We start from the raw sequence: 20,401 nt of genomic DNA, 5'->3' as shown, positions 1-20,401 counted from the left end.
AAACAGGTGCTCTCAGAGCACCTGTTTTTCATTTAGGCTGGTCTGTAAGTGCCCGTCTGATTAGATAAAATAAAAATAAAGCGATTGATTGTCATACACTATTTCAGTTTTATTCCACTCTTATTGTTTAGTGATAAATCTTATCTTCGTCCTCGTTACTATACGCCAACGTTTACACATGAGTTGTTTCCCCTAATGTTGCCAGTAACGAGGATCTTACCGTGAGAGCTTCCCTCTCTATTATTGTTTTGACGGTTTCAATCGCTTCAAGTCAAAGCGTTGCTACTAGTTTTACCGATCCAGTTGATCATCAGTTTGATATGGGTGAATACCTAGCTGAAAATGCTTATGGTTTTTTGCCTGTACCAATACTCGTGACCGAACCTGCCGTTGGGTATGGCGGTGGTGTGATGGGAGTATTCTTGCATGAATCGGAGGCGCAGAAAGAAAAGCGTAGAAAGTTGTCGATGACATCGGTAAATGGTGGTGCTCAATTGCTAACGCCAGCTATCAGTGTAGGTGGTGCTTTTGGGACAGATAATGGTACTTGGGCTGGATTTGTGGGTCATCGGCACTCATGGAAGCGTGACAGTATCCGCTATCTTGGTGGTGCATTTTATGGTGACGTGAATATGGATTTCTATGGTAGCGGTGAACACGTCAGTAAGTTTGAGCTGAATATGAAAGGGTATGGAGAGCTACAGAAATTGCAATTTAGAGTCGCTGACACGCCATTGTTATTAGGGATCTCACAAGCTTTTGTTCAATCTACGTTATCATTAAATTCCATCGAACGTCAGCAGGATCGTCATCGGCGAGAGTTCCATCCTTCATTAGATTCTACATTTTCAATGCTGGGGTTATTGGTTGAACATGACACACGAAATAGCTTCTTATACCCCTCTGCTGGTGGGGATTACAGTGGTGAATATCGCTTGTTTAGAAAGAGTCTTGGTAGTGACTACGATTTTGATACGTTCACATTTAAAGGGATACACTATTTTCCAATTAGAGAATCGTGGAACCTTGGTTTCAAAGGGCAATACAACACGCTAAGTACCAGTGAGCGTTACTTACCAACACCTGTATACCCTGATATCAATATGCGCGGCATTGCTAGAGAGCGATACCAAGGTGACACAACAGCCTCGTTAGAAACCCAATTAACTTGGCAAATGACTATGCGTTGGTCAGCTTCTGTTTTTGGTGGATTAGGTACCGCCGTTGATGATGGCGACTCGATTTTTACAACCAATAACCATTATAGCTATGGTGTTGGTTTTCGTTACCTTATAGCCCGTCGCTATGGCTTGCGTGCAGGGATCGATGTGGCTACCAGTGAATCGGATAACGCCATTTATTTTCAAGTAGGCACTGGTTTTTAGTAGTGATCGAACAAGGGGACATGATAAGTCCCCCTTGTTTTACTTGATTAAGAGCGAGCGAACTTCATCCGTTCCAAAGCGACAGAGCCACCTACGTTTGGAAGCATAAATGGTATGGTGACCATAAAGTAATAGAACGCCAATTCCCATCCTCCACCCGGTAAAATCCACGTATAACCAACGGCAAAGTGTCCACCCACTATCTGGGCAACAATCAGATATCCTGCTGACATGAACGCTCCAAACCGAGAAAGTACCCCTAGTCCCAATGAAATAGCAGTAGCCAGTTCAACTAGGCCGCCAAGCACAATCAGAATATTGGCGGTTGAATCCGTTAATGGGTGTCCAACCACTAAGTTACCAAATCCGTTGGCAAAAAAGTTAACCAAGCCAGCGTCGTGGGAAGAGACAAACAGTTTTTCTGTACAGTGCGTTAACCAGTTCATACCGATGAGTATACGCAGCATACTTAATGCTGTTTCTGTCGGACCTTCTTTGATAAAGGTACGTCGCATGACTACAACACACTGTGCGAGCAACGGCAGATAAGATATTGCCGCTATCCAACCAATCATTGACCAATCATGTTGATCAGAATTTCTAACGACAATGGTGGTAAAAAATAGTGGTAAAAGAAAAGACAGTGCGACATTCTTCCTATTGAAGTAGGCAGTTACGGGAATCATTATTGCGGCGGCAATGGTAGCGACTTCAGACCAGGTACCATCGTAAAGATCGGCGTTAATGATGGCACTTGCTGCGGCGAGTAATCCTGTGAAAACGATAATATTTGCGTAGTTTTTGCTTTCCATAATCGTACACCTTACGTAGCCTTCGTCGTGACTGGCAAAGGCCACAAATATTGAATTTCGGAATTATTGGTATTGTTCGTTGTTGAGTAACTTCACCTGAGTACTTTGACTTTGAGTGACCATCCAATCGGCAACACTTGGCTCCCAGCGCACTTCAGGTGCACTGAAAAAGCCTCTTAAAATGGAAAATACAATAGCCTCGTCCACCAATTTCCTGCGACTTCCGGTACCTAGTTGGAGAAGTTCATTCGCCTGAGTGATCAGCACCTCTGCTTGTGAGGCGATCTGCGATGTGTCTTCTAACAAGCTGTTGAAATTAAGCTCATAGGTTTCTTTTTTAGTACGCCATGCTTTTTTTGCACTGGCAGTGGAGAACTCTTTGAGTGGCAAGGCGCTCCAACGTGGATATCCAATTTTCTGCAGTGGTAAGAAGGCATCCTTCTGCCATCTCATCACGTCTTGAGATGGCGTACTGTTTTCTGCCGAATCTGCTAAGTCGAGCAGATAACCGATGATATCGAGACTCTCCGCCATGGCTTTTCCGCTACCTGTGACAAACACAGGAACTTGCTTACTGCCGATGATGTTTTTTGTAGTTGTGTCGTCGTCATAATCTAGTGTGACAATATCCAGTGATAAGTTGAGCATTCCCGCCACGTAGCGAACACGTGCACTGAAAGGGCAATGGTCATAGATATAAAGCTTCATGATGAATACCTGTAATAAGAGTAGGCTTGGTTTTGGCTTAGTTGATTAACGCGCCGCCATCGACATCAATAATGGCGCCAGTCATATAGGTGTTTTCGATAGCAAACAAATACGCTTTTGCGACATCTTGCGCTTCACCAACTTTGCCAACAGGTAGATTGTTCTTGGCGTTTTCGTACATGGTATTGCGGGTTGTTTGATCCATTCCTTTGTATGCGGTGGTTTTTGTTAAGCCAGGGCTGACGGCATTGACGCGAATTGGCGCTAGTTCTCTAGCCAAGATCTTTGTCACCGCTTCTAGTGCGGCATTCATTGCGGTTTTTGCATAAGTGTTAGGAACGACTTTTCGAGATAACATGCCCGTCGTAAACGTAATGGTGCCGTTTGGCTTGATAAAGCGAGCAGCTTGTTTTGCAGCGTTGATGGAGCCCCAGAATTTGACGTCAAATGCTCCTTTAGCATCGTCAATGGCTACGTCGGTTACTTTGCCTGCAGGCGCCGCTGATCCTGCAGTGACAATAAGGTGGTCGAACGCACCGATGGATTCGAAGTAACAGTGCATCTCTTTCTCGTTGCTGATATCTAGACCAGTTGAGCGACTAGCAACATGGACGATATTCTCTCCGTGATTAACGAGCTGAGCGATAGCTTCTCCAATACCTGAGGTGCCACCTAGAATGACGTAAGTTGTTTTTTCGCGGTTCATTATTGTTTCTCCCAATTCGATGACTTCATTTGATAACGCCCATTATATTTATTCGACTTAGTTTTATAATTGGGTAAAATACGAAATCATTATTCGGATTGGTTAAATAATGGAGCGCCTATGGATAAGTTTTCAGATATGGAGATGTTCGCGAGCATTGTTAAGCACCAAGGGTTAGCGGCTGCGGGCAGAGACCTTGGATTGTCGCCAGCCTCAATGACGGCTAGGCTTCAGGCTTTGGAGGAGCGTTATGGCGTTAAACTGCTTAATCGAAGTACTCGCCACGTATCGTTAACTGACTCAGGAGAACTCTACTACAAAGCTTGCTTGGATATATTGGATAACGTCAATGAAGTGGAAAATATTATCCAAAGTGGCGTTAAAGAGGTAAAAGGCGCGCTGAGAGTGTCTGCGCCAAAAGACATTGGCAAACAATACATTGTGCCCATTCTGAATGAGTTTTCAGAACGCTATCCTGACGTCATTCCTTATCTCTACCTCAATGACCACCTGTCGAACGTTAACGAATCGGGTATGGATATTGTCATTCGCTATGGGGAAATGGCGGATAGTAACCTCATCTCTCGCAGATTAGCGTCCAGTCGCCGTGTGTTGTGTGCCTCGCCAGAGTACCTAGCAAAGCGGGGGACTCCTATTACGCCTCAAGATTTGGTTGGGCATGATTGTTTAGTGATGTTGCGTCATAACGAAGAGCTAAAGACGTGGCACTTTCGAGAAAATGACCAACGAAAATCCATTACGGTAACGCCCAAACGTTTTTCAGATGATGGTGAAGTGATTCGTCGATGGGCGTTAGAGGGAGCGGGTATTGCTCTCAAGTCACTATTGGATGTTCAGGCAGACATTAACCATCGTCGTTTGGTAACAGTACTTAACGGCTATATGAAAAACTTCAATGCTTCGACAACGGTATCAAGTGCGGATTTGAATGTGGTCTATTTGAGTAAAAAATACCAACCCAAACGCATTCGATTGTTCTTAGACTTTTTGTTCGAACAGTTCCCAGATCTAGTCAAGCAATCTAGCGATAACTGAGGATTACGGGTGATGATCGTGTAATGGTAGGAACGACTTGGTTCCTATCGTTTGCGTCTAGCTATCAATCCGTGTGAGTCTCGCGCAGCATCCACTACTGTTAGTATTGTTCGAAAGTGTAAATTGCCAGCCATAGCTTTCTGCGATCCGATGAACAATCAGCAGCCCCAGCCCATGCTCAATATCGTTATTATTGTTCAGTCCACAGCCGTTATCAGTAATGCAAATTTCCTGAGATGAGATACGGACGGAAATCTCCCCTTTGGCTGTAAAACGTATGGCATTGTCTAGCAAATTTCCGACTATCATTCTCACGGCTATCAATGGTAGGTTAACCGCTGTCCCTTCTTCGATCTGCACCGTTACTTTTGTGTCTTTTGAAGCACTTGAATAGTATTTTGCTAGCTCCAAATCTTGTTCATTGACTTTGGTCGATAAGCTATTGGGACTCGCATTTTCTTGCTTAACGATGTTTAGTAGCAGTTCCACGGTCTGTTGCATACCGTTTGCCGCTTTGAGTATGCGTTCACGTTGCTTGGTTTGAAAAGCCTCATCTTGTTTCATTGCCTGTAAGTTGGCGGCACCCAATACAACGGCAATGGGCGTTTTCAACTCGTGGCTCGCATACTTGGCAAACATAAGCTCTTGTTTGGCGACACGCTCTTTCATTTGCGTGTAACTATTAAGATGCTCGGTGAGTGTTTGCAGCTCTAAAATTGAATGCTCTGTGATAGAGAATGCTCCGTCTTGGTTACTTGCGAGTTGGTGGCTGAGGGATGAGATTGGCGACATTAATGTGTCGAAGACCCTTTTAAGCGATAACCGCAAGACAAAAATCAGAAAGACCATCAGTAGCATTGAAATGATCATCAATGTGTCCCAAGAGTCATCTCCAAAGTCCATCGCTCTCGAATCAATGGTGAGGTAAAGCGGGATAGTTTGCTCGTTAAACTTAAACTTGGTGTGATAGACCAAAAAGCCATCCTCGAGGAAGGTATTGTATTTCGTTACTTTTCCTGATGGGAAAGGCCCTTGTTGTGCGATTCTTTTCGGTAGCATATTAGCATCAAAATACGCGGTAACGCTCTTACTGAGCTGAGCCTGATTTACTTGGCGAAGTTGATAGTAGGATTGAGCAATTTCTTCAAATGATACTAGGTGATGTTCGATCTGGTCGTCTTCCTCCAGAGCCAAGTGAAGCGAAAAGGCAAAGAAGACCAGAAAAGAAGTGACCAAAGCGATGAGAGAGAAGGTTCGTAACAAGCGAGCTTTGACTTGTTTTATGGAGTAATAACTAGGTTGTGACTTTGACCTTTTCATCATTGAATTACCAGTTTGAAGCCAAATTTAGGTACCGTCATCAGGCATGGAAAGTCGAACGGCTTATCTAAGACACTCCTCAGTAAATAGATATGACTTCGTAATACGTCTTTATCGGGCACATTTTCCCCCCAAAGAGTCTGAATTAATGACTCTCTCGATACCACTTCACCTTGAGCTTTTACTAGGGCGACTAGTATTTGATAGGTCGCTGGGCTTAACTCTATGTTTTCGCCTTGTCGTGTCACTTGATGGCTTTTTTCATCAATAACAATATCGCCAAATCTAAGCATGCTTTTGGCAACTTGACCACGATAGCGCTTAATTAGCGCGGTAAGTCTGGCTTCGAGTTCAGGAAACTGGAATGGCTTAGTGAGAAAGTCGTCAACTCCAGAATCGAAACCGGTCAATAGGTCAGATTGTCCATTTAGTGCTGTCAGCATAAGAATAGGTGTCGTGCAGCCTTTAAGGCGCAGTTCTCGTGCCACCTGCATTCCATCTTTTTTTGGCATTATTACATCTAGAATAATGGCATCGAACGCATGAGATAAAGCAAGCGATAGGCCTAACTCACCGTTACTTGCGAAGTCCGCTTCCGCTTGCTTGACTTCAAGAAAGTCCGCCAATATGCCTTGTAGTTCTTCATTGTCTTCTACGACTAAGATCTGGCTGCCAGATAACACACTCATACATGTTTCCAATTCAATAGCGTGAATTGATGATAGCAAATTTGTGTCGATTTTTTGTCGAAACGCGATTGCTAAGTTGTAAAACCGCTTTGACAAAAACTCGACATCGACTCCTGCACACTGCTCTTATTTACTAAGGGAGTGTGTGATATGAAAACACCAAAATCATTAGTTTGTTTGGCTTTAAGTCTGGTGGCGCCTTGGGGTCAAGCCATAGAACTAATTGGGCAAACTGTCAGTTTGTCATCGGTAAATGTGGTTGCCGAAGTCAATGGCGTGATTGAAACCATGGACGTAGAGGTCGGTGATAAGGTTCAGCAGTACACGGTTATAGCTGAAATCAAAAAGCAAGACTTTCAGTTTGAACTAGCACGTACCACGGCCAATCTGGAACTAGCACAAGCGGAGCTCAAACTCAAACGTTCCGTATACGAACGTTATCAAGAGCTTATTAAAAACAACAACTTATCTGTCAATGAACTTGATATCGCCAAAGCTGATTACCTCAATGCCAAAGCATTACTTAAGCTGGCACAAATTGAACTTGATATTGCTCAGAAAAACTTCGAAGAGACAAGTATCCGAGCCGATATTGAAGGCTTTGTGGTGAGCCGTGATACACAAGTTGGTGCTTGGGTAAACCAAGGTGATTTGCTTTATCGACTTGTGAATATTGATACGTTGACGGTACGTCTGTTAGCTAGTGAGCATGATATGTCTTTGCTATCGGTGGGGCAGTCGATAGAACTTTGGGCAGAGACAAGTCCAGAGCAAAAAGTGGTGGCATCCATTGCTCGTATAGGAGTGGAAATGGATGTTCAGCATATGGCTTATCCGATTGAAATTGATATAAAAAACGCCGATTTTAAGCTGATACCAGGTATGTCGATGTATGCCACGACCGATGTTTCGCAAATCACAACTTCCGTGAAATAAGAGGCGATTTTGACCATGTTTTCTTTAATCTCCTATTTTGCTCGGCGCCCGTTTCTCGCCCGAATCATTACGATTATGGTATTAATGATGGGAGTGATTTCACTATACACTCTTAAACTGCAAGAATACCCCGATGTTGCCTTCGAATCCGCTGAGGTGACGACCCATTACCCAGGAGCAACGGCTTCCGATGTTGAAGTCAATGTTACTAATCCATTGGAGAAAGAGTTACGCACGGTAAAAGGTATTAACTTTTTTTCCTCTCAATCTGTGGATGGCTTTTCTGCAATAGAACTGGAGTTTCTTCCAGATGTCGATTCCACACAAGTTATGCGCGATATTCAACAAGCCGTCGATAGGGTGAGTGGTTTACCGAAAGATATCACTAACCCGCCACTAGTGACTCAAAAGCAAACATCTTCATTTTCTGTTCTATCGTTCGGCATCAGTGCTGTTGGCGAGACGCAAGGGAATGGAGAGTTACAAGAGTATGCGTACCACTTAGAACGTGCGATAAGCGCACTATCAGGTGTTCAAACTGTCACACTCTCTGGGTATAGCGAGCGAGAGTTTTGGGTAGAGATTGATCCTACAAAGGCGAGTCGTTATCAATTAACGTTTGCAGAGATAAGTAATGCAATTGTTCAGTCGAACTTGTCACAATCGGGCGGAATGGTACGCGCTAAAAACAGCGAGCAAAAGCTGATCACGATGACTCAAGTACAATCGGCGCAGGAAATTGGGAATATCGTTATTAAGGCGCTACCTAGCGGCACTATAGTGAAAGTTTCCGATGTTTCGCAAGTGATTGATACCTTTGCGAAAGCGACACAACAAGGAGTGATCAATGGTCATGATGCTGTGTTGTTCGATATCTCTAACAGCGGCAATGCGGATATCACTAAAACGGTCGCCAGTATCAAAGCGTTGTTAGAGCAAGAACAAACTACGTACCAGGGACAGTTCGTTTTTCAATATGGAATGAACCTCGCTGATGACATGAGCAATCGCTTTACTATCGTGTCGACCAACGGTGCTATTGGTCTTCTCTTAGTATTACTAGTTTTGAGCATGGTACTCAAAAGACAAGTTGCTTTTTGGGTTTCTATTTCAATTCCATTCTGCATATTGGGTGTCATGATCGTATTGCCGATGCTTGGGCTGAATCTCGATAGTATTACCTTGGCGGCATTGTTGTTAGTTATAGGAATCATTGTTGATGATTCAGTGATTGTTGCCGAAAGCATTTATCAACAAAAAGAGGCGGGGAAACAGGGCGTTGAAGCTGCAATTGAGGGAACTAAAGCGGTCATTAAGCCTATTTTGGCCAGCTTGACGACTACGGCCTTGGTATTCCTTCCGATGATGTTTATTCCCGGTATTATGGGGAAAGTGATTGTCGTTATCCCAATTACGGTTATTACCGCACTGTTGTTTTCTCTTGGTGAATGTACCTTTACCTTACCTGCACACCTTTCTGGATCGTTAGAATCAAAGCGTGCTACTTCAGACAAATTTACTAAGGTAGCTAGCTGGTATCAGCGGATGTTGACCAAATGTCTTCGCTACAAAAAGTCCGTTATTACCGCGGCGATCGTCGTTGCATTAGCAGGGACGAGTCTAGTGATGACTCTTAAATTAGATATCTTTCCTTCACAAGCTGCAAAATATGTAGAGGTACATACCGAGGTAAAGCCGGGAACCTCGTTAGAAAATGTTCGCGTAATGCATGCGAGAATCGAGCAGGCAATAAAGTCACTACCCGTAGACGAACTCGACAGTTTTGAAATGACTTATCAATCGCCGGTGAGTACAGGTCGAATCAACTTGAGTGATTATAGCCAACGAAAGCGCACAGCAGATGAGATCGTCGCTGAACTGAATCGTAAGGTTGCCAGTTACAGTGACCAGGTGTTTGTTAAGTTTTCCATTGATGCAGGAGGACCGCCTCCAGGAGAGCCTATCGAAGTACGTGTCTTGGGAGGACTGGAGCATGATCGTCAACAAGCGGTCGAGTTGGTATCTAAATGGTTAGCCGAGCACTCTGGTCTTGCGAATGTTACTAACAGTGAAGCCTTAAAAGATCCTCAATTAAAAATAGTGCCACAGCACACATGGCTAGCGAAATATGGACTCACGGTAGCGGACCTTGCTAATACACTACGTATTGCCTTTGATGGCGAGAAAATCACTTCCACGTGGTTAAGCACCCGAGAAGTCGATATCCGTATGATTTTAAATGAAGACTACCGATCTCTAGAAAAGTTAGCGACAACAAAGATCTATACCTCAGATGGAAAACAAGTCCCGTTGAGTCGTTTGGCAAGAGTAGAGCAAATTGACTCCCCTAGACTGATCAAACATTACAATGGACAGCGAGAAGTGACAGTAACAGCACAGATAACGGATGATGCCCTAAGCTCAGTAGCACTGTCGAACGAGTTACTTACTGAACTACAGGGTAAATACGCTGCTACAGTAACTATTGATATTGGCGGTGAAGCGGAAAAAACTAATGAAACCATGAGTGGATTTATTGTTGCTTTTCCTTCCGCTATGGTGGCGATCTATTTTGTTCTCGCGATCATGTTTAATTCGCTACTTCAACCACTCTTAGTAATGGCAGTAATTCCATTTGCTGTTGTTGCATCGTTGATGGCATTGGTTGTGCACTTTCAAGCGTTGTCTTTATTCGCGTTGATAGGAGTGCTCGGAATGGCTGGAGTCGTTGTGAATAACGCTTTGGTTCTCATTAATCGAATCAACGAACTAAGAGCTGATGGAAATTGTGGTGTTGATGCGGTTATAGAGGCATCCGTAAGTCGACTGCGCCCAATATTATTAACCTCCTTGACAACAGTAGTGGGCTTATTACCACTCGCTTACGGTATAGGTGGCACTGACGTTTATATGGGGCCGATGTCGTTAACACTCGGCTATGGTTTATTGTTTTCGCTACCGATTGTCTTATTGGTTGTTCCAGTTTTGTATAGTTTGTGTTTTGTCTGTGAACGTGAACCGATGAATACCTAGAGTGTGTTTATAAGCAGTATACGATTGATAGAAAAATACATCATGTGTATGCACTCATGCGTCACTTTGGGCACATGGCTCCAATTTAAGCCAATCTAGATAATTAATCTTTACGTATAGTATCTTAATGCTAAGCTAAGAGGTGTTTGCTTTTTTATGCCACTAGTTTCTTTAGCCGAAGTCTAAGAGACGTAATCTATTTAGGTACACTATGAGAAAAATGACATTAACCTTGCTAGCACTTACCGTATCCGTTAGTGGCAGTGTGTCTGCCCAAGAAGCGTTGACGGGGTGTGCGGCCAAAGAGCAGCGACTCAAAACCAAGCTGGAATATGCTAAAAAGTATAACAACACTCATGAGATCCAAAGCCTCGAATTAGCCATAGAGAATGTTCAAAATTACTGCACTGATGAAAAGCTCTATAAGGAACGAATGCAGAAAGTGGAGAGCAAGAAGAAAAAGGTAGCGGAAAGAGCTCAAGAGCTGGAGCAAGCAAAAGCTAAGGGTGATCAGAAAAAAATCAACAAAAAGGAGCGCAAACTAGCGGATGCTGAAGAAGAGTTACAGGAGGCAATTTCAGAGTTATCTGAGTGATTATTCTCTATTCGAAAGCACACAAATAGCTCCTGTATGATCGAGTAGGCACTCTCGCGATAGAAGTGCCTACCAAGAACTGATTACTGTTTGTCGAACTTATTGAAGCATGCTGGTATAAACCTGCTGGCCCAAAGTAGTTAAAGTGTATACCTTGCCGTTGTCCTTAGTTACCAGCCCACAGTTTACAAGTTGTCTTAAGTGGAAGTTGAATTTCGTATGATCCTCGATACCGACAATTCGGCATAGATCCATGAACTTAATTTTGTGGTGTACTTTTAGTTGTCTCACTACGGTGCGGCGAATTGGGTTCGATAGTGCGCTGAATACTTGGTCACGAGACTCGGCATTTTGCACGTCCTTAGGAGAGCGCTCTGCATGAACACGTTTGAGTGTGACGGAGAGTGCGGATAGGTTAAATGGTTTAGTCAGAAACTCATCAGCGCCTTTTTTCATGGCGTCAACCGCAAGGTCTACCGTAGCAAATGCGGTAGTGACAATTACACCAATATTGGGTTGGAATCGGCGTAGTGTTGTCAGCGCATCAATGCCAGTGATTCCACCCATCACCACATCGAATAGGGCTAGGTCAAACGTCTTTTCTTTCGCGAGATCAAGAGCATCTTCGGCATTATCGACGGCGGTGACTTCAAAGCCTTCAAGTGATAATGCTTCCTCCAATACTTCTCTTAAGTCCGTATCATCTTCAGCTAAAAGTAGTTGCAGTTTCATTATTTAACTCCTGGTAGTTTGAACTCAACAAGTAGCCCCGGGCAAACATTCGAGAATGTAATAGAGCCGTTATGTTGTGTGGCAATTTGTTTAACGAGGGCAAGGCCCATACCGGTACCTTTGCCTTTTGGTTTAGTGGTAAAGAAAGGTTGTGTCGCCTTCTCTAAGGTTTTAGGGGACATTCCTGTACCCCAGTCGCGTACTTTCAATGACACTTTGTCATGATCTTTTTGAACTCTGATGGCTAGCTTGCGTTGATTGGCGCTGGCATCAAGAGCATTGGATACAAGGTTGATAACGACTTCTTCAAGCAAGGCTTTATCGCCTCTGACATAGAGTTTAGGGTCGATATCTAACGTCAGGTCATATTGAGCAAGACGGTAGCGAAGCATATCGAGAGCGGCATTCACTATGCTCTCAACATGCACTCGCTCCCGCTCAATACTGTGCTGATGTGAGTAACGTAGTACTTCTTGGCTTATGCAAGCCGCTCGCTCAAGTCCTCGACGTATACGGACGATTTGACGGTCTGCGATTTCTAGGTTCTCGCGATTCTGCTCTAACAAATCACAACTCATAAGAGCACTGCTAATAGGTGTTTTTATTTCATGGGCGATGGCTGAAGATAGTTCTCCAAGCTCTTTTAACTTCTGATTTTGTAGAGACAGTGATAGTGCTTCTTCTATTTGTTGTTTTCTTTCGAGATCAAACATCTTCAATGCTTGCCACAGTGTTGCCAATAGCATGACAGCACCAACACAGCGGAAGACCAAGACCCAAGCTCCATACTGAGCAAAAACAAGGGCGCTGCCGAGGCCGTATATGAAAAAGGCAATGCCAGATAGCAAGAAGTACAGATGGTTGGGAACATCTTGTTCTTCTAACTGTTTTGAATACAACGCAAGACCAACCCCTGCAACACAGCTAGCGATCAAGCTAAAAAGGAGTCGTGCGTTGCGAGTGGCGCTAATGGTAAAGGCGTAAAAATCTTGAGTAGAAAACTGATAGAAGGAAACCGCGAGTAAGAGAGTCGCTAGGCCTAACCAGACACGGCGAACGGTTTTAGCAATAGTGGCATCTAGAAGTTCGGTCATCTTCCATGCGAATAGGTTTAAAGGAAGATAGGCAATAACAAACTTTAATAGAAGTAGTACTTCCATCGGTTTCGTAATGACGAACTCTTGTTGGTAAATAGCAAGATACAATTCGCTCCACTCATGGAAGCCAAGCACCAATCCAGAAATGCCTAAGTAAGGAAGAACTTTAGCAATTTTTATTTCACTGCTGGACATATCGCGCAGTAATATCGCGAAAAATAGCGTTATAAATGCTAGTCCGTAAATGAGATAAATCTTAAATACAAAGAGAGTATCCATGAGTAATATTGTTTACAAGATAATCAGTATTAGTGTTATAGCACTTCTCTATGTGATCTCTATCACTGATATCTTACTTTCTATTTTTGAAAATGAACAAATGTAAGAATGTATAAAAACATATTAAGGCATTGATATATAAGGGTTGACGGTGGGGTTGTTGAGTGATTTGTCGCTAGGTTGTTACTAATGTAGTTAACTTGAGTGACAAAGCGTTACATTAACGAAGCGTGGTGGTAGAAGGAAAATTTATAAGGACTAGAAATAAAAAAATCACTCCTTGAAAGTCTATTCTGTTGGGTGGGGAAGAATAAACGATCAAGGAGTGAAATATAATTAAGCAAATATAATCTAAGTTGATAAGTGTATTTATCAAAAAATAGTAAAGGTTAAATGTAAATAACTAAAGAGTTCACATCCTTGTGAATAAGTTAGTCTGTAAGTATTGGCTTACTATATAAACGTAGCTTGATCATTAATGGAATACAAATAAATAAATCCTCCAAAAATGAAATGATAAGTTTCGCTAATTATTATTTATATTATCACTTTGTTGGGTGTATCTTTCTTCTCGCAAGCTGTGTAGATAAATAACTACATTTTGCGTCGATGATAAATTTAGTTATCCATTAATTAATTTAGTCGGTAATTAAATTTATCAATATGTTTTAAATACAATTAAGGATTGCTGATGCAAGCTAGTATCCCCAGCGAAGATATAATGCTAGCTGGGAAGCGGATATTATACAGCCAGTTGATGCTTGGGTCGGTATTTATACTCTACGAGCTCTTTTTTAAAGACAAACTAGATATAGAATCGGCGTTAATCGGAGTGATTATTGCAGTTGTACCTCCGTTCATAGGCATGATATTCGCGTCGCTAAAAGCTAAATATAAGCCGCAACAAAATTTAAAAGATCTGATGCGTTTGAGTCGCAATATCAAGATGATCTACACCATAGTGATGTTCATTTTGACATTTCGATTTATGGAACTGAGTAACGTTACTGTATTAGCCGGATATTGCATTACGGTATTAGGTTTCTTTATCAGTCCAATGCTTAAAGATCAGCAAACCATTGAACTACAGAGGAAAGCGTAATGGAAAACGTTCAATCAGCACATGACTATATTGAACACCATTTGACGTTCTGGACTTCGGGTGATGGTTTTTGGGGCATAAACCTAGACTCAATGTTGATGGTTTGGTTACTGGGTATCGTCTTTATCGTAGGCTTTCGCTATGCGGTTTCCAAGGCGACAAGTGGGGTTCCTAGCCGATTGCAATGTCTCGTTGAATTGGTGTTTGAGTTTGTCGACGGACTGGTAAAAGAAATTTTTCAAGCACAAGATAAACTAATAGGTCCATTGGCTCTGACTATCTTTGTTTGGGTATTCTTGATGAATGCTATCGATTTATTACCTATCGATTTTATTCCAGCCTTTACCCGAGCAATAGGACTTGGTCACTTTAGAGACCTACCATCAGCGGATGTTAATGTCACCATGTCAATGGCGTTAGGAGTATTTATTCTAGTCCTTGGTTATACCTTTAAACATAAAGGCATAAAAGGATTTATTAAAGAACTGACTACTCAGCCATTTTCACATCCTTTGTTATATCCGGTGAACCTGGTTCTTGAATTGGTCACACTAATTTCAAAACCTATTTCATTAGGTCTGCGACTATTTGGCAATATGTATGCGGGTGAGATGATATTTATTCTTATCGCACTAATGCCATGGTGGATGCAATGGGCGTTAAGTGTTCCGTGGGCATTGTTCCATATATTAATTGTCGGATTACAAGCGTTTATATTTATGGTTCTCACTGTTGTCTATATGGGCATGGCAGTAGAAGAACATCACTAATTCAAACTTAATTTACTAAATATATTTCTCAGGAGTTGTTATGGATATTGTAAGTGCTGTTTTATATGTAGCAGGTGCACTTCTAATTGGTCTTGGTGCGGCGGGTGCGGCAGCAGGTATCGGTAACCTTGCCGGTAAATACCTAGAGGGTGTGGCACGTCAACCAGATTTAACCCCGATGCTTCGTACTCAGTTCTTCATCATGATGGGTCTAGTGGATGCGGTTCCTATGATTGGTGTTGGTATTGGTCTCTACATCATCTTCGCAGTGGCTTAATTGATTTTTAATAAGTAAACATTGGTGAGGATGTTATGAACCTAAATGCAACCATGCTGGGTCAAGCAATCTCCTTCGTTATCTTCGTTTGGCTTTGCATGAAATATGTGTGGCCACCATTGGTAACACTGCTTGACGAGCGTCGAGACGAAATCGCGACTGGTATTAAGAATACTGCAGCCGCGGCAAAAGAACTTGAACTAGCAAAAGCAAACGGTGAGAGCATCGTTGCGGAAGCGCGCGAAAAAGCACAATCCATTATTGAGTTAGGACAGCAACGTCAAAACCAATTAGTGGAAGAAGCGGCAGAGCTAGCGCAAAAAGAGAAAGCGAAAATCATCGCTGAAGGTAAAGCTGAGGTAGAGAGCGAAAAGAGCAAGGTTCGTCAGGAGCTGAAATCTGAAATGGCAGATTTAGTGATTGAAAGTGCCAGCAAACTGATTCGCAAAAACCTTGATTCTAAGAGTAACCGTGAGCTTGTTGAGCACATGATTAGCGAAATGTAGGGGTAAATCAGATGAATGACTTTACCTCAATTGCTCAACCCTATGCCAAAGCTGCGTTTGACTTTGCCCTTGATGAGGCACTGCTCGATGAGTGGGGACAAGCGTTAGGGCTTTTAAAAATGGTGGTGTCACAACCCGCGGTCGTCGAGGTGATTGAAGACCTTGAAGAGGAAAGTTCAGAGCAAGTCTTGCTCGATATGATACTGACCTCGTGTGATGAGTGGCTTAGCCAATACGTTAAGAACTTCTTACGTGTTATGGCTGAAAACAAGAGACTCAAGCTACTGGCAACCACTGTTGAGCTGTTCTTTGAAATGAAAGCGGAATATGAAAAAACCATGGAAGTTTTGGTTTACACCGCAGAGCCATTGGAACAAGACCAATTGGTGGATATTAAGAACGCGCTTGAAGCTAAGTTTGGCAAAACGGTAACGATAGAACAGCAAATTGATCCATCCCTTGTTGGTGGAGTGATGATTAAAGCGGGCGAGCAGGTGTTAGATGGAAGTATTTACTCATCGTTACACCGTCTTGCTGTCAACCTACACGCATAGTAGGGGAAAGAGATGCAATTGAATTCAAATGAAATTAGTGAACTGATCAGAGAGCGCATCGCCAATTTTGACATGGCGAGTGAGGCGAGAAATGAAGGAACCATCATTTCGGTCAGTGACGGTATTATCACCATTCACGGTCTTGCGGATGCTATGCAAGGTGAGATGATTGAGTTACCAGATAACCGTTTTGCCCTAGCGCTTAACTTAGAACGCCACTCTGTTGGTGCGGTAGTGATGGGCCCTTATGCTGACCTTTGTGAAGGGATGAAGGTCCGTGGTACGGGTCGTATCTTAGAAGTGCCAGTTGGCCCTGCGCTGCTTGGCCGTGTGGTGAACACTTTGGGTCAGCCTATCGATGGCAAAGGCGAAGTGAAAGCTGAACGCTTTGACCCTGTAGAAGTGATTGCACCGGGTGTAATCGACCGTAAATCAGTAGATGAGCCAATTCAAACTGGTTACAAAGCGGTTGATGCTATGGTGCCAATCGGTCGAGGTCAGCGTGAGCTGATTATCGGTGACCGTCAAACAGGTAAGACGGCGATGGCTATCGATGCCATCATCAACCAACGTGACACTGGCGTTAAATGTATTTATGTCGCGATTGGCCAAAAAGCCTCAACGATTGCTAACGTGGTTCGTAAGCTAGAGGAACATGGCGCACTAGCAAACACCATTATTGTGGTGGCGTCAGCATCAGAATCTGCTGCATTACAATACCTGGCACCGTATTCAGGCTGCACCATGGGTGAATATTTCCGTGACCGCGGCGAAGATGCATTGATCATCTACGATGACCTGTCTAAACAAGCTGTTGCTTACCGTCAAATCTCACTACTACTAAAACGCCCACCGGGTCGTGAAGCGTTCCCAGGTGATGTTTTCTATCTTCACTCACGTCTTCTAGAGCGCGCAGCTCGAGTTAATGAGGGTTATGTAGAGCGTTTTACTAATGGTGAAGTTAAAGGTCGTACTGGCTCGTTAACCGCATTACCGATCATCGAAACACAAGCGGGTGACGTATCTGCGTTTGTACCGACTAACGTTATCTCAATTACCGATGGTCAAATCTTCTTGCAGACTCAGCTGTTTAACTCTGGCTTACGCCCTGCTGTGGACCCTGGTATCTCAGTATCGCGTGTAGGTGGTGCAGCACAAACCAAGATCATCAAGAAGCTCTCTGGAGGTATTCGTACCGCATTGGCTCAGTACCGCGAGCTAGCTGCCTTCGCGCAGTTCTCATCTGACTTAGATGAAGCGACTCGTAAGCAGCTTGACCACGGTGAAAAAGTGACCGAACTCATGAAGCAAAAGCAGTACGCACCAATGTCTGTTGCGAATCAAGCATTAGTCATCTTCGCAGCCGAAAAGGGTTTCTTGGAAGATGTGGCACTGAACAAGCTCGCGGAGTTTGAAGATGGTTTGGTGGCTTTTGCCAAACAGACTCAAGCTGATCTACTCGAAGAGATCAACAAAACTGGTGATTACAACAAGGAAATCGAAGGCAAGCTTTATACGCTGCTAGAAGAGTTTTCTGCGCTGCAATATTAACCATCAACCAAGTAGGAGTCAGTAATGGCAAATACCAAAGAGATACGCACCAAGATTGCGAGTATTCAAAGTACTCAGAAAATCACCAGTGCGATGGAGATGGTGGCGGCAAGCAAAATGCGTAAGGTTCAAGACAATATGGAAGCGTCTCGACCTTATGCAGACAACATGAAAAAAGTAATCAGTCACGTGTCTGGCGGTACGTTGGAATATAGCCATCCGTATCTGCAAGAGAGAGAAGTTAAGCGGGTTGCTTACATCATTATCTCTTCAGACCGAGGCTTATGTGGCGGTTTAAATACCAACTTGTTCCGAAAAGTTTTGTCTGAAATGCAAAGCTGGCAGGAGCAAGGTGTCGAAGTTGACACCACATTGATTGGTTCAAAAGCAATCAGCTTTTTTCAATCATCAGGGCGTGTCATTGCTCAAACCTCAGGTTTGGGAGACCACCCAAAGCTCGAAGAGCTACTGGGTACTGTCCACGCCATGATGGAGCATTACGCAGAAGGGCAGATAGACCGACTATTTCTGGTTTATAGCCAATTTGTAAACACCATGACGCAACAACCTACCGTGATGCAGCTGTTACCGTTTCCTAAGCAAGAAGAAGCGGAAAAAGAAACACGTTGGGACTACATCTACGAGCAAGCACCAAGAGATATCTTGGACCATTTGATGCTGCGCTACGTTGAGTCTCTTGTGTATCAAGGTGTGGTAGAGAGCATTGCTTGTGAACAAGCAGCGCGAATGGTTGCGATGAGAGCCGCAACGGACAATGCAGGTCAGTTAATTGATGACTTGCAACTCGTGTTCAACAAAGCACGTCAGGCAGCGATCACTCAAGAGTTGAGTGAGATTACCGCCGGCGCTCAAGCGGTGTAACAGGATTCAGAGGTAAGATTATGAGTATTGGCAAAATTGTCAAAGTCATCGGTGCCGTTGTCGACGTAGAGTTCGAACAAAACAGCGGTCCGCGAGTATACGACGCTCTAAAAGTCGTAGGTGATGAAAACAGCTCACTTGTTTTAGAAGTACAACAACAACTTGGTGGCGGTGTGGTTCGCTGTATCGCAATGGGCTCATCCGATGGCCTAAGACGTGGTCTGCAAGTAGAAACTACAGGTAGTCCAATTACCGTACCTGTAGGTGAGGAAACACTAGGGCGTATTATGAACGTTCTAGGCCAACCTATCGATGAGTGTGGTCCAATTGGCGAACAAGCGTCATATGAGATTCACCGTCCAGCGCCTAGCTACGAAGATCAGTCAAACAGTACTGAACTACTTGAGACTGGCGTGAAAGTTATCGACTTGATTTGTCCATTTGCTAAGGGCGGTAAAATCGGTCTGTTCGGAGGCGCTGGTGTAGGTAAGACCGTCAACATGATGGAACTTATCAACAACATCGCGAAAGCGCACTCAGGGCTTTCGGTGTTCACTGGTGTTGGTGAGCGTACTCGTGAAGGTAACGACTTCTATTACGAGATGAAAGAAGCAGGTGTTCTAGACAAAGTGGCCATGGTTTATGGTCAGATGAACGAGCCACCGGGTAACCGTCTTCGTGTTGCTTTGACAGGCTTAACCATGGCGGAACGCTTCCGTGATGAAGGTCGTGATGTACTGTTATTCGTGGATAACATTTATCGTTACACCTTGGCGGGTACAGAGGTATCAGCGTTGTTAGGTCGTATGCCATCAGCAGTAGGTTATCAGCCAACGCTGGCGGAAGAGATGGGTGTACTGCAAGAACGTATCACGTCTACCAAAAATGGCTCGATTACGTCGATTCAAGCGGTGTACGTACCAGCGGATGACTTAACGGATCCATCGCCAGCAACGACGTTCGCTCACTTGGACGCAACGGTTGTACTGTCACGTAACATTGCAGCACTTGGCCTTTATCCTGCGATCGACCCGCTAGACTCAACGTCTCGCCAGCTTGATCCGCAAATAATTGGTCAAGAGCACTACGACACAGCGCAAGCGGTACAAAAAACACTGCAACGTTATAAAGAACTCAAAGACATCATTGCCATCTTGGGTATGGATGAACTTTCCGAAGAAGACAAGCAACTGGTATCTCGAGCTCGTAAGGTAGAGCGTTTCTTAACGCAGCCGTATCACGTAGCTGAGGTCTTTACTGGACAGCCAGGGGTGTTTGTACCTTTGAAAGACACTATTGCGGGCTTCCAAGGTCTGCTTAACGGTCAATATGACGATATCCCAGAACAAGCATTTATGTACTGCGGCTCTATCGACGAAGTGCTTGAGAAAGCGAAAACACTGTAAGGGGT

At 43.7% G+C, this 20,401-nt stretch carries 20 protein-coding genes; 13 read left to right on the top strand and 7 right to left on the bottom strand.

Annotation, left to right across the window (positions count from 1 at the left end; translation table 11 throughout):
- Positions 1-221: 221 nt before the first annotated feature.
- Entirely contained in the window at positions 222-1,385 is a 1,164-nt protein-coding gene (locus L2W36_RS10555) for a glyceraldehyde-3-phosphate dehydrogenase (RefSeq protein WP_236109999.1), read from the top strand.
- 47 nt (positions 1,386-1,432) lie between these two features.
- On the opposite strand, the gene L2W36_RS10550 is transcribed toward L2W36_RS10555, so the two are convergent.
- The 3 genes from L2W36_RS10550 to L2W36_RS10540 all read right to left on the bottom strand — a co-directional run bounded on the left by L2W36_RS10550 (position 1,433) and on the right by L2W36_RS10540 (position 3,611).
- The gene (locus tag L2W36_RS10550; RefSeq protein WP_236109998.1) at positions 1,433-2,197 is read right to left on the bottom strand and encodes a DoxX family protein; all 765 of its coding nucleotides are present in this window, start codon (positions 2,195-2,197) and stop codon (positions 1,433-1,435) included.
- 63 nt (positions 2,198-2,260) lie between these two features.
- Positions 2,261-2,905, bottom strand: a complete 645-nt coding sequence (gene grxB / locus L2W36_RS10545) for a glutaredoxin 2 (RefSeq protein WP_006070163.1) — start codon at positions 2,903-2,905, stop codon at positions 2,261-2,263.
- Between the two features lie 37 nt (positions 2,906-2,942).
- A complete protein-coding gene (locus L2W36_RS10540) occupies positions 2,943-3,611 on the bottom strand; it encodes an SDR family oxidoreductase (RefSeq protein ID WP_443088388.1) in 669 nt (222 codons plus the stop codon).
- A gap of 120 nt (positions 3,612-3,731) precedes the next feature.
- On the opposite strand from L2W36_RS10540, the gene L2W36_RS10535 reads away from it, so the two are divergent.
- The gene (locus L2W36_RS10535; RefSeq protein ID WP_038230823.1) at positions 3,732-4,667 is read left to right on the top strand and encodes a LysR family transcriptional regulator; all 936 of its coding nucleotides are present in this window, start codon (positions 3,732-3,734) and stop codon (positions 4,665-4,667) included.
- 57 nt (positions 4,668-4,724) lie between these two features.
- Here the strand turns inward: L2W36_RS10535 and L2W36_RS10530 are convergent, their stop codons facing one another.
- Both L2W36_RS10530 and L2W36_RS10525 read right to left on the bottom strand, forming a co-directional pair.
- A complete protein-coding gene (locus tag L2W36_RS10530) occupies positions 4,725-5,990 on the bottom strand; it encodes a sensor histidine kinase (protein WP_329605669.1) in 1,266 nt (421 codons plus the stop codon).
- Positions 5,987-6,676 carry a response regulator transcription factor gene (locus L2W36_RS10525; protein WP_268980694.1) on the bottom strand — a complete coding sequence of 230 codons (690 nt, stop codon included), beginning with the start codon at positions 6,674-6,676 and terminating at the stop codon, positions 5,987-5,989. Before L2W36_RS10525 ends, L2W36_RS10530 begins: the two co-directional genes overlap by 4 nt.
- Positions 6,677-6,826: 150 nt before the next feature.
- On the opposite strand from L2W36_RS10525, the gene L2W36_RS10520 reads away from it, so the two are divergent.
- From L2W36_RS10520 to L2W36_RS10510, 3 genes are all read left to right on the top strand, one after another.
- On the top strand, positions 6,827-7,612 hold the full coding sequence (locus tag L2W36_RS10520; RefSeq protein ID WP_236109996.1) for an efflux RND transporter periplasmic adaptor subunit: 786 nt from the start codon (positions 6,827-6,829) through the stop codon (positions 7,610-7,612).
- Between the two features lie 15 nt (positions 7,613-7,627).
- Positions 7,628-10,645, top strand: a complete 3,018-nt coding sequence (locus L2W36_RS10515) for an efflux RND transporter permease subunit (RefSeq protein ID WP_236109995.1) — start codon at positions 7,628-7,630, stop codon at positions 10,643-10,645.
- Positions 10,646-10,856: 211 nt separating this feature from the next.
- Positions 10,857-11,240 (top strand): DUF1090 domain-containing protein, encoded by a 384-nt coding sequence (locus L2W36_RS10510; protein ID WP_198558603.1) that lies wholly within the window; start codon positions 10,857-10,859, stop codon positions 11,238-11,240.
- A gap of 99 nt (positions 11,241-11,339) precedes the next feature.
- Here L2W36_RS10510 and L2W36_RS10505 read toward each other — a convergent pair whose 3' ends face one another.
- Positions 11,340-11,972 carry a response regulator gene (locus L2W36_RS10505; protein WP_006070155.1) on the bottom strand — a complete coding sequence of 211 codons (633 nt, stop codon included), beginning with the start codon at positions 11,970-11,972 and terminating at the stop codon, positions 11,340-11,342.
- Positions 11,972-13,348 carry a sensor histidine kinase gene (locus L2W36_RS10500; RefSeq protein WP_236109994.1) on the bottom strand — a complete coding sequence of 459 codons (1,377 nt, stop codon included), beginning with the start codon at positions 13,346-13,348 and terminating at the stop codon, positions 11,972-11,974. Before L2W36_RS10500 ends, L2W36_RS10505 begins: the two co-directional genes overlap by 1 nt.
- Before the next feature lie 691 nt (positions 13,349-14,039).
- Between L2W36_RS10500 and L2W36_RS10495 the strand changes: the two genes are divergently transcribed.
- From L2W36_RS10495 to atpD, 8 genes are read left to right on the top strand one after another with little or no spacing between them, the layout of a single operon-like run.
- Positions 14,040-14,450, top strand: a complete 411-nt coding sequence (locus tag L2W36_RS10495; RefSeq protein ID WP_006070152.1) for an ATP synthase subunit I — start codon at positions 14,040-14,042, stop codon at positions 14,448-14,450.
- Positions 14,450-15,220, top strand: a complete 771-nt coding sequence (gene atpB, locus L2W36_RS10490; protein ID WP_006070151.1) for a F0F1 ATP synthase subunit A — start codon at positions 14,450-14,452, stop codon at positions 15,218-15,220. Before L2W36_RS10495 ends, atpB begins: the two co-directional genes overlap by 1 nt.
- A 40-nt stretch (positions 15,221-15,260) precedes the next feature.
- Entirely contained in the window at positions 15,261-15,497 is a 237-nt protein-coding gene (gene atpE / locus L2W36_RS10485) for a F0F1 ATP synthase subunit C (protein WP_004727739.1), read from the top strand.
- Positions 15,498-15,532: 35 nt separating this feature from the next.
- Entirely contained in the window at positions 15,533-16,003 is a 471-nt protein-coding gene (locus L2W36_RS10480) for a F0F1 ATP synthase subunit B (protein ID WP_006070150.1), read from the top strand.
- A gap of 11 nt (positions 16,004-16,014) precedes the next feature.
- Positions 16,015-16,557, top strand: coding sequence for a F0F1 ATP synthase subunit delta (locus tag L2W36_RS10475; RefSeq protein ID WP_038230814.1), 543 nt, complete (start codon positions 16,015-16,017; stop codon positions 16,555-16,557).
- A 12-nt stretch (positions 16,558-16,569) separates the two neighbouring features.
- On the top strand, positions 16,570-18,108 hold the full coding sequence (atpA, locus tag L2W36_RS10470; RefSeq protein ID WP_038230813.1) for a F0F1 ATP synthase subunit alpha: 1,539 nt from the start codon (positions 16,570-16,572) through the stop codon (positions 18,106-18,108).
- Positions 18,109-18,132: 24 nt separating this feature from the next.
- Positions 18,133-18,990 carry a F0F1 ATP synthase subunit gamma gene (gene atpG, locus L2W36_RS10465; RefSeq protein WP_031493101.1) on the top strand — a complete coding sequence of 286 codons (858 nt, stop codon included), beginning with the start codon at positions 18,133-18,135 and terminating at the stop codon, positions 18,988-18,990.
- 20 nt (positions 18,991-19,010) lie between these two features.
- Entirely contained in the window at positions 19,011-20,396 is a 1,386-nt protein-coding gene (gene atpD, locus L2W36_RS10460; protein WP_006070146.1) for a F0F1 ATP synthase subunit beta, read from the top strand.
- Positions 20,397-20,401 lie beyond the last annotated feature (5 nt).

It is taken from the genome of Vibrio sp. McD22-P3 (assembly GCF_021568915.1).
Taxonomy (GTDB): domain Bacteria; phylum Pseudomonadota; class Gammaproteobacteria; order Enterobacterales; family Vibrionaceae; genus Vibrio; species Vibrio mediterranei.
This window is presented reverse-complemented; position numbering and strand designations above follow the sequence as displayed.

Coding starts and splice junctions, on each gene's coding strand:
- atpB (WP_006070151.1), top strand. CDS start 14,450: ATGGAAAACGTTCAATCAGCACATGACTATATTGAACACCATTTGACG.
- L2W36_RS10510 (WP_198558603.1), top strand. CDS start 10,857: ATGAGAAAAATGACATTAACCTTGCTAGCACTTACCGTATCCGTTAGT.
- L2W36_RS10500 (WP_236109994.1), bottom strand. CDS start 13,348: ATGGATACTCTCTTTGTATTTAAGATTTATCTCATTTACGGACTAGCA.
- L2W36_RS10515 (WP_236109995.1), top strand. CDS start 7,628: ATGTTTTCTTTAATCTCCTATTTTGCTCGGCGCCCGTTTCTCGCCCGA.
- atpE (WP_004727739.1), top strand. CDS start 15,261: ATGGATATTGTAAGTGCTGTTTTATATGTAGCAGGTGCACTTCTAATT.
- atpD (WP_006070146.1), top strand. CDS start 19,011: ATGAGTATTGGCAAAATTGTCAAAGTCATCGGTGCCGTTGTCGACGTA.
- L2W36_RS10550 (WP_236109998.1), bottom strand. CDS start 2,197: ATGGAAAGCAAAAACTACGCAAATATTATCGTTTTCACAGGATTACTC.
- L2W36_RS10525 (WP_268980694.1), bottom strand. CDS start 6,676: ATGAGTGTGTTATCTGGCAGCCAGATCTTAGTCGTAGAAGACAATGAA.
- L2W36_RS10495 (WP_006070152.1), top strand. CDS start 14,040: ATGCAAGCTAGTATCCCCAGCGAAGATATAATGCTAGCTGGGAAGCGG.
- atpA (WP_038230813.1), top strand. CDS start 16,570: ATGCAATTGAATTCAAATGAAATTAGTGAACTGATCAGAGAGCGCATC.
- L2W36_RS10475 (WP_038230814.1), top strand. CDS start 16,015: ATGAATGACTTTACCTCAATTGCTCAACCCTATGCCAAAGCTGCGTTT.
- L2W36_RS10540 (WP_443088388.1), bottom strand. CDS start 3,611: ATGAACCGCGAAAAAACAACTTACGTCATTCTAGGTGGCACCTCAGGT.
- L2W36_RS10480 (WP_006070150.1), top strand. CDS start 15,533: ATGAACCTAAATGCAACCATGCTGGGTCAAGCAATCTCCTTCGTTATC.
- L2W36_RS10520 (WP_236109996.1), top strand. CDS start 6,827: ATGAAAACACCAAAATCATTAGTTTGTTTGGCTTTAAGTCTGGTGGCG.
- atpG (WP_031493101.1), top strand. CDS start 18,133: ATGGCAAATACCAAAGAGATACGCACCAAGATTGCGAGTATTCAAAGT.
- L2W36_RS10505 (WP_006070155.1), bottom strand. CDS start 11,972: ATGAAACTGCAACTACTTTTAGCTGAAGATGATACGGACTTAAGAGAA.
- L2W36_RS10535 (WP_038230823.1), top strand. CDS start 3,732: ATGGATAAGTTTTCAGATATGGAGATGTTCGCGAGCATTGTTAAGCAC.
- L2W36_RS10530 (WP_329605669.1), bottom strand. CDS start 5,990: ATGATGAAAAGGTCAAAGTCACAACCTAGTTATTACTCCATAAAACAA.
- grxB (WP_006070163.1), bottom strand. CDS start 2,905: ATGAAGCTTTATATCTATGACCATTGCCCTTTCAGTGCACGTGTTCGC.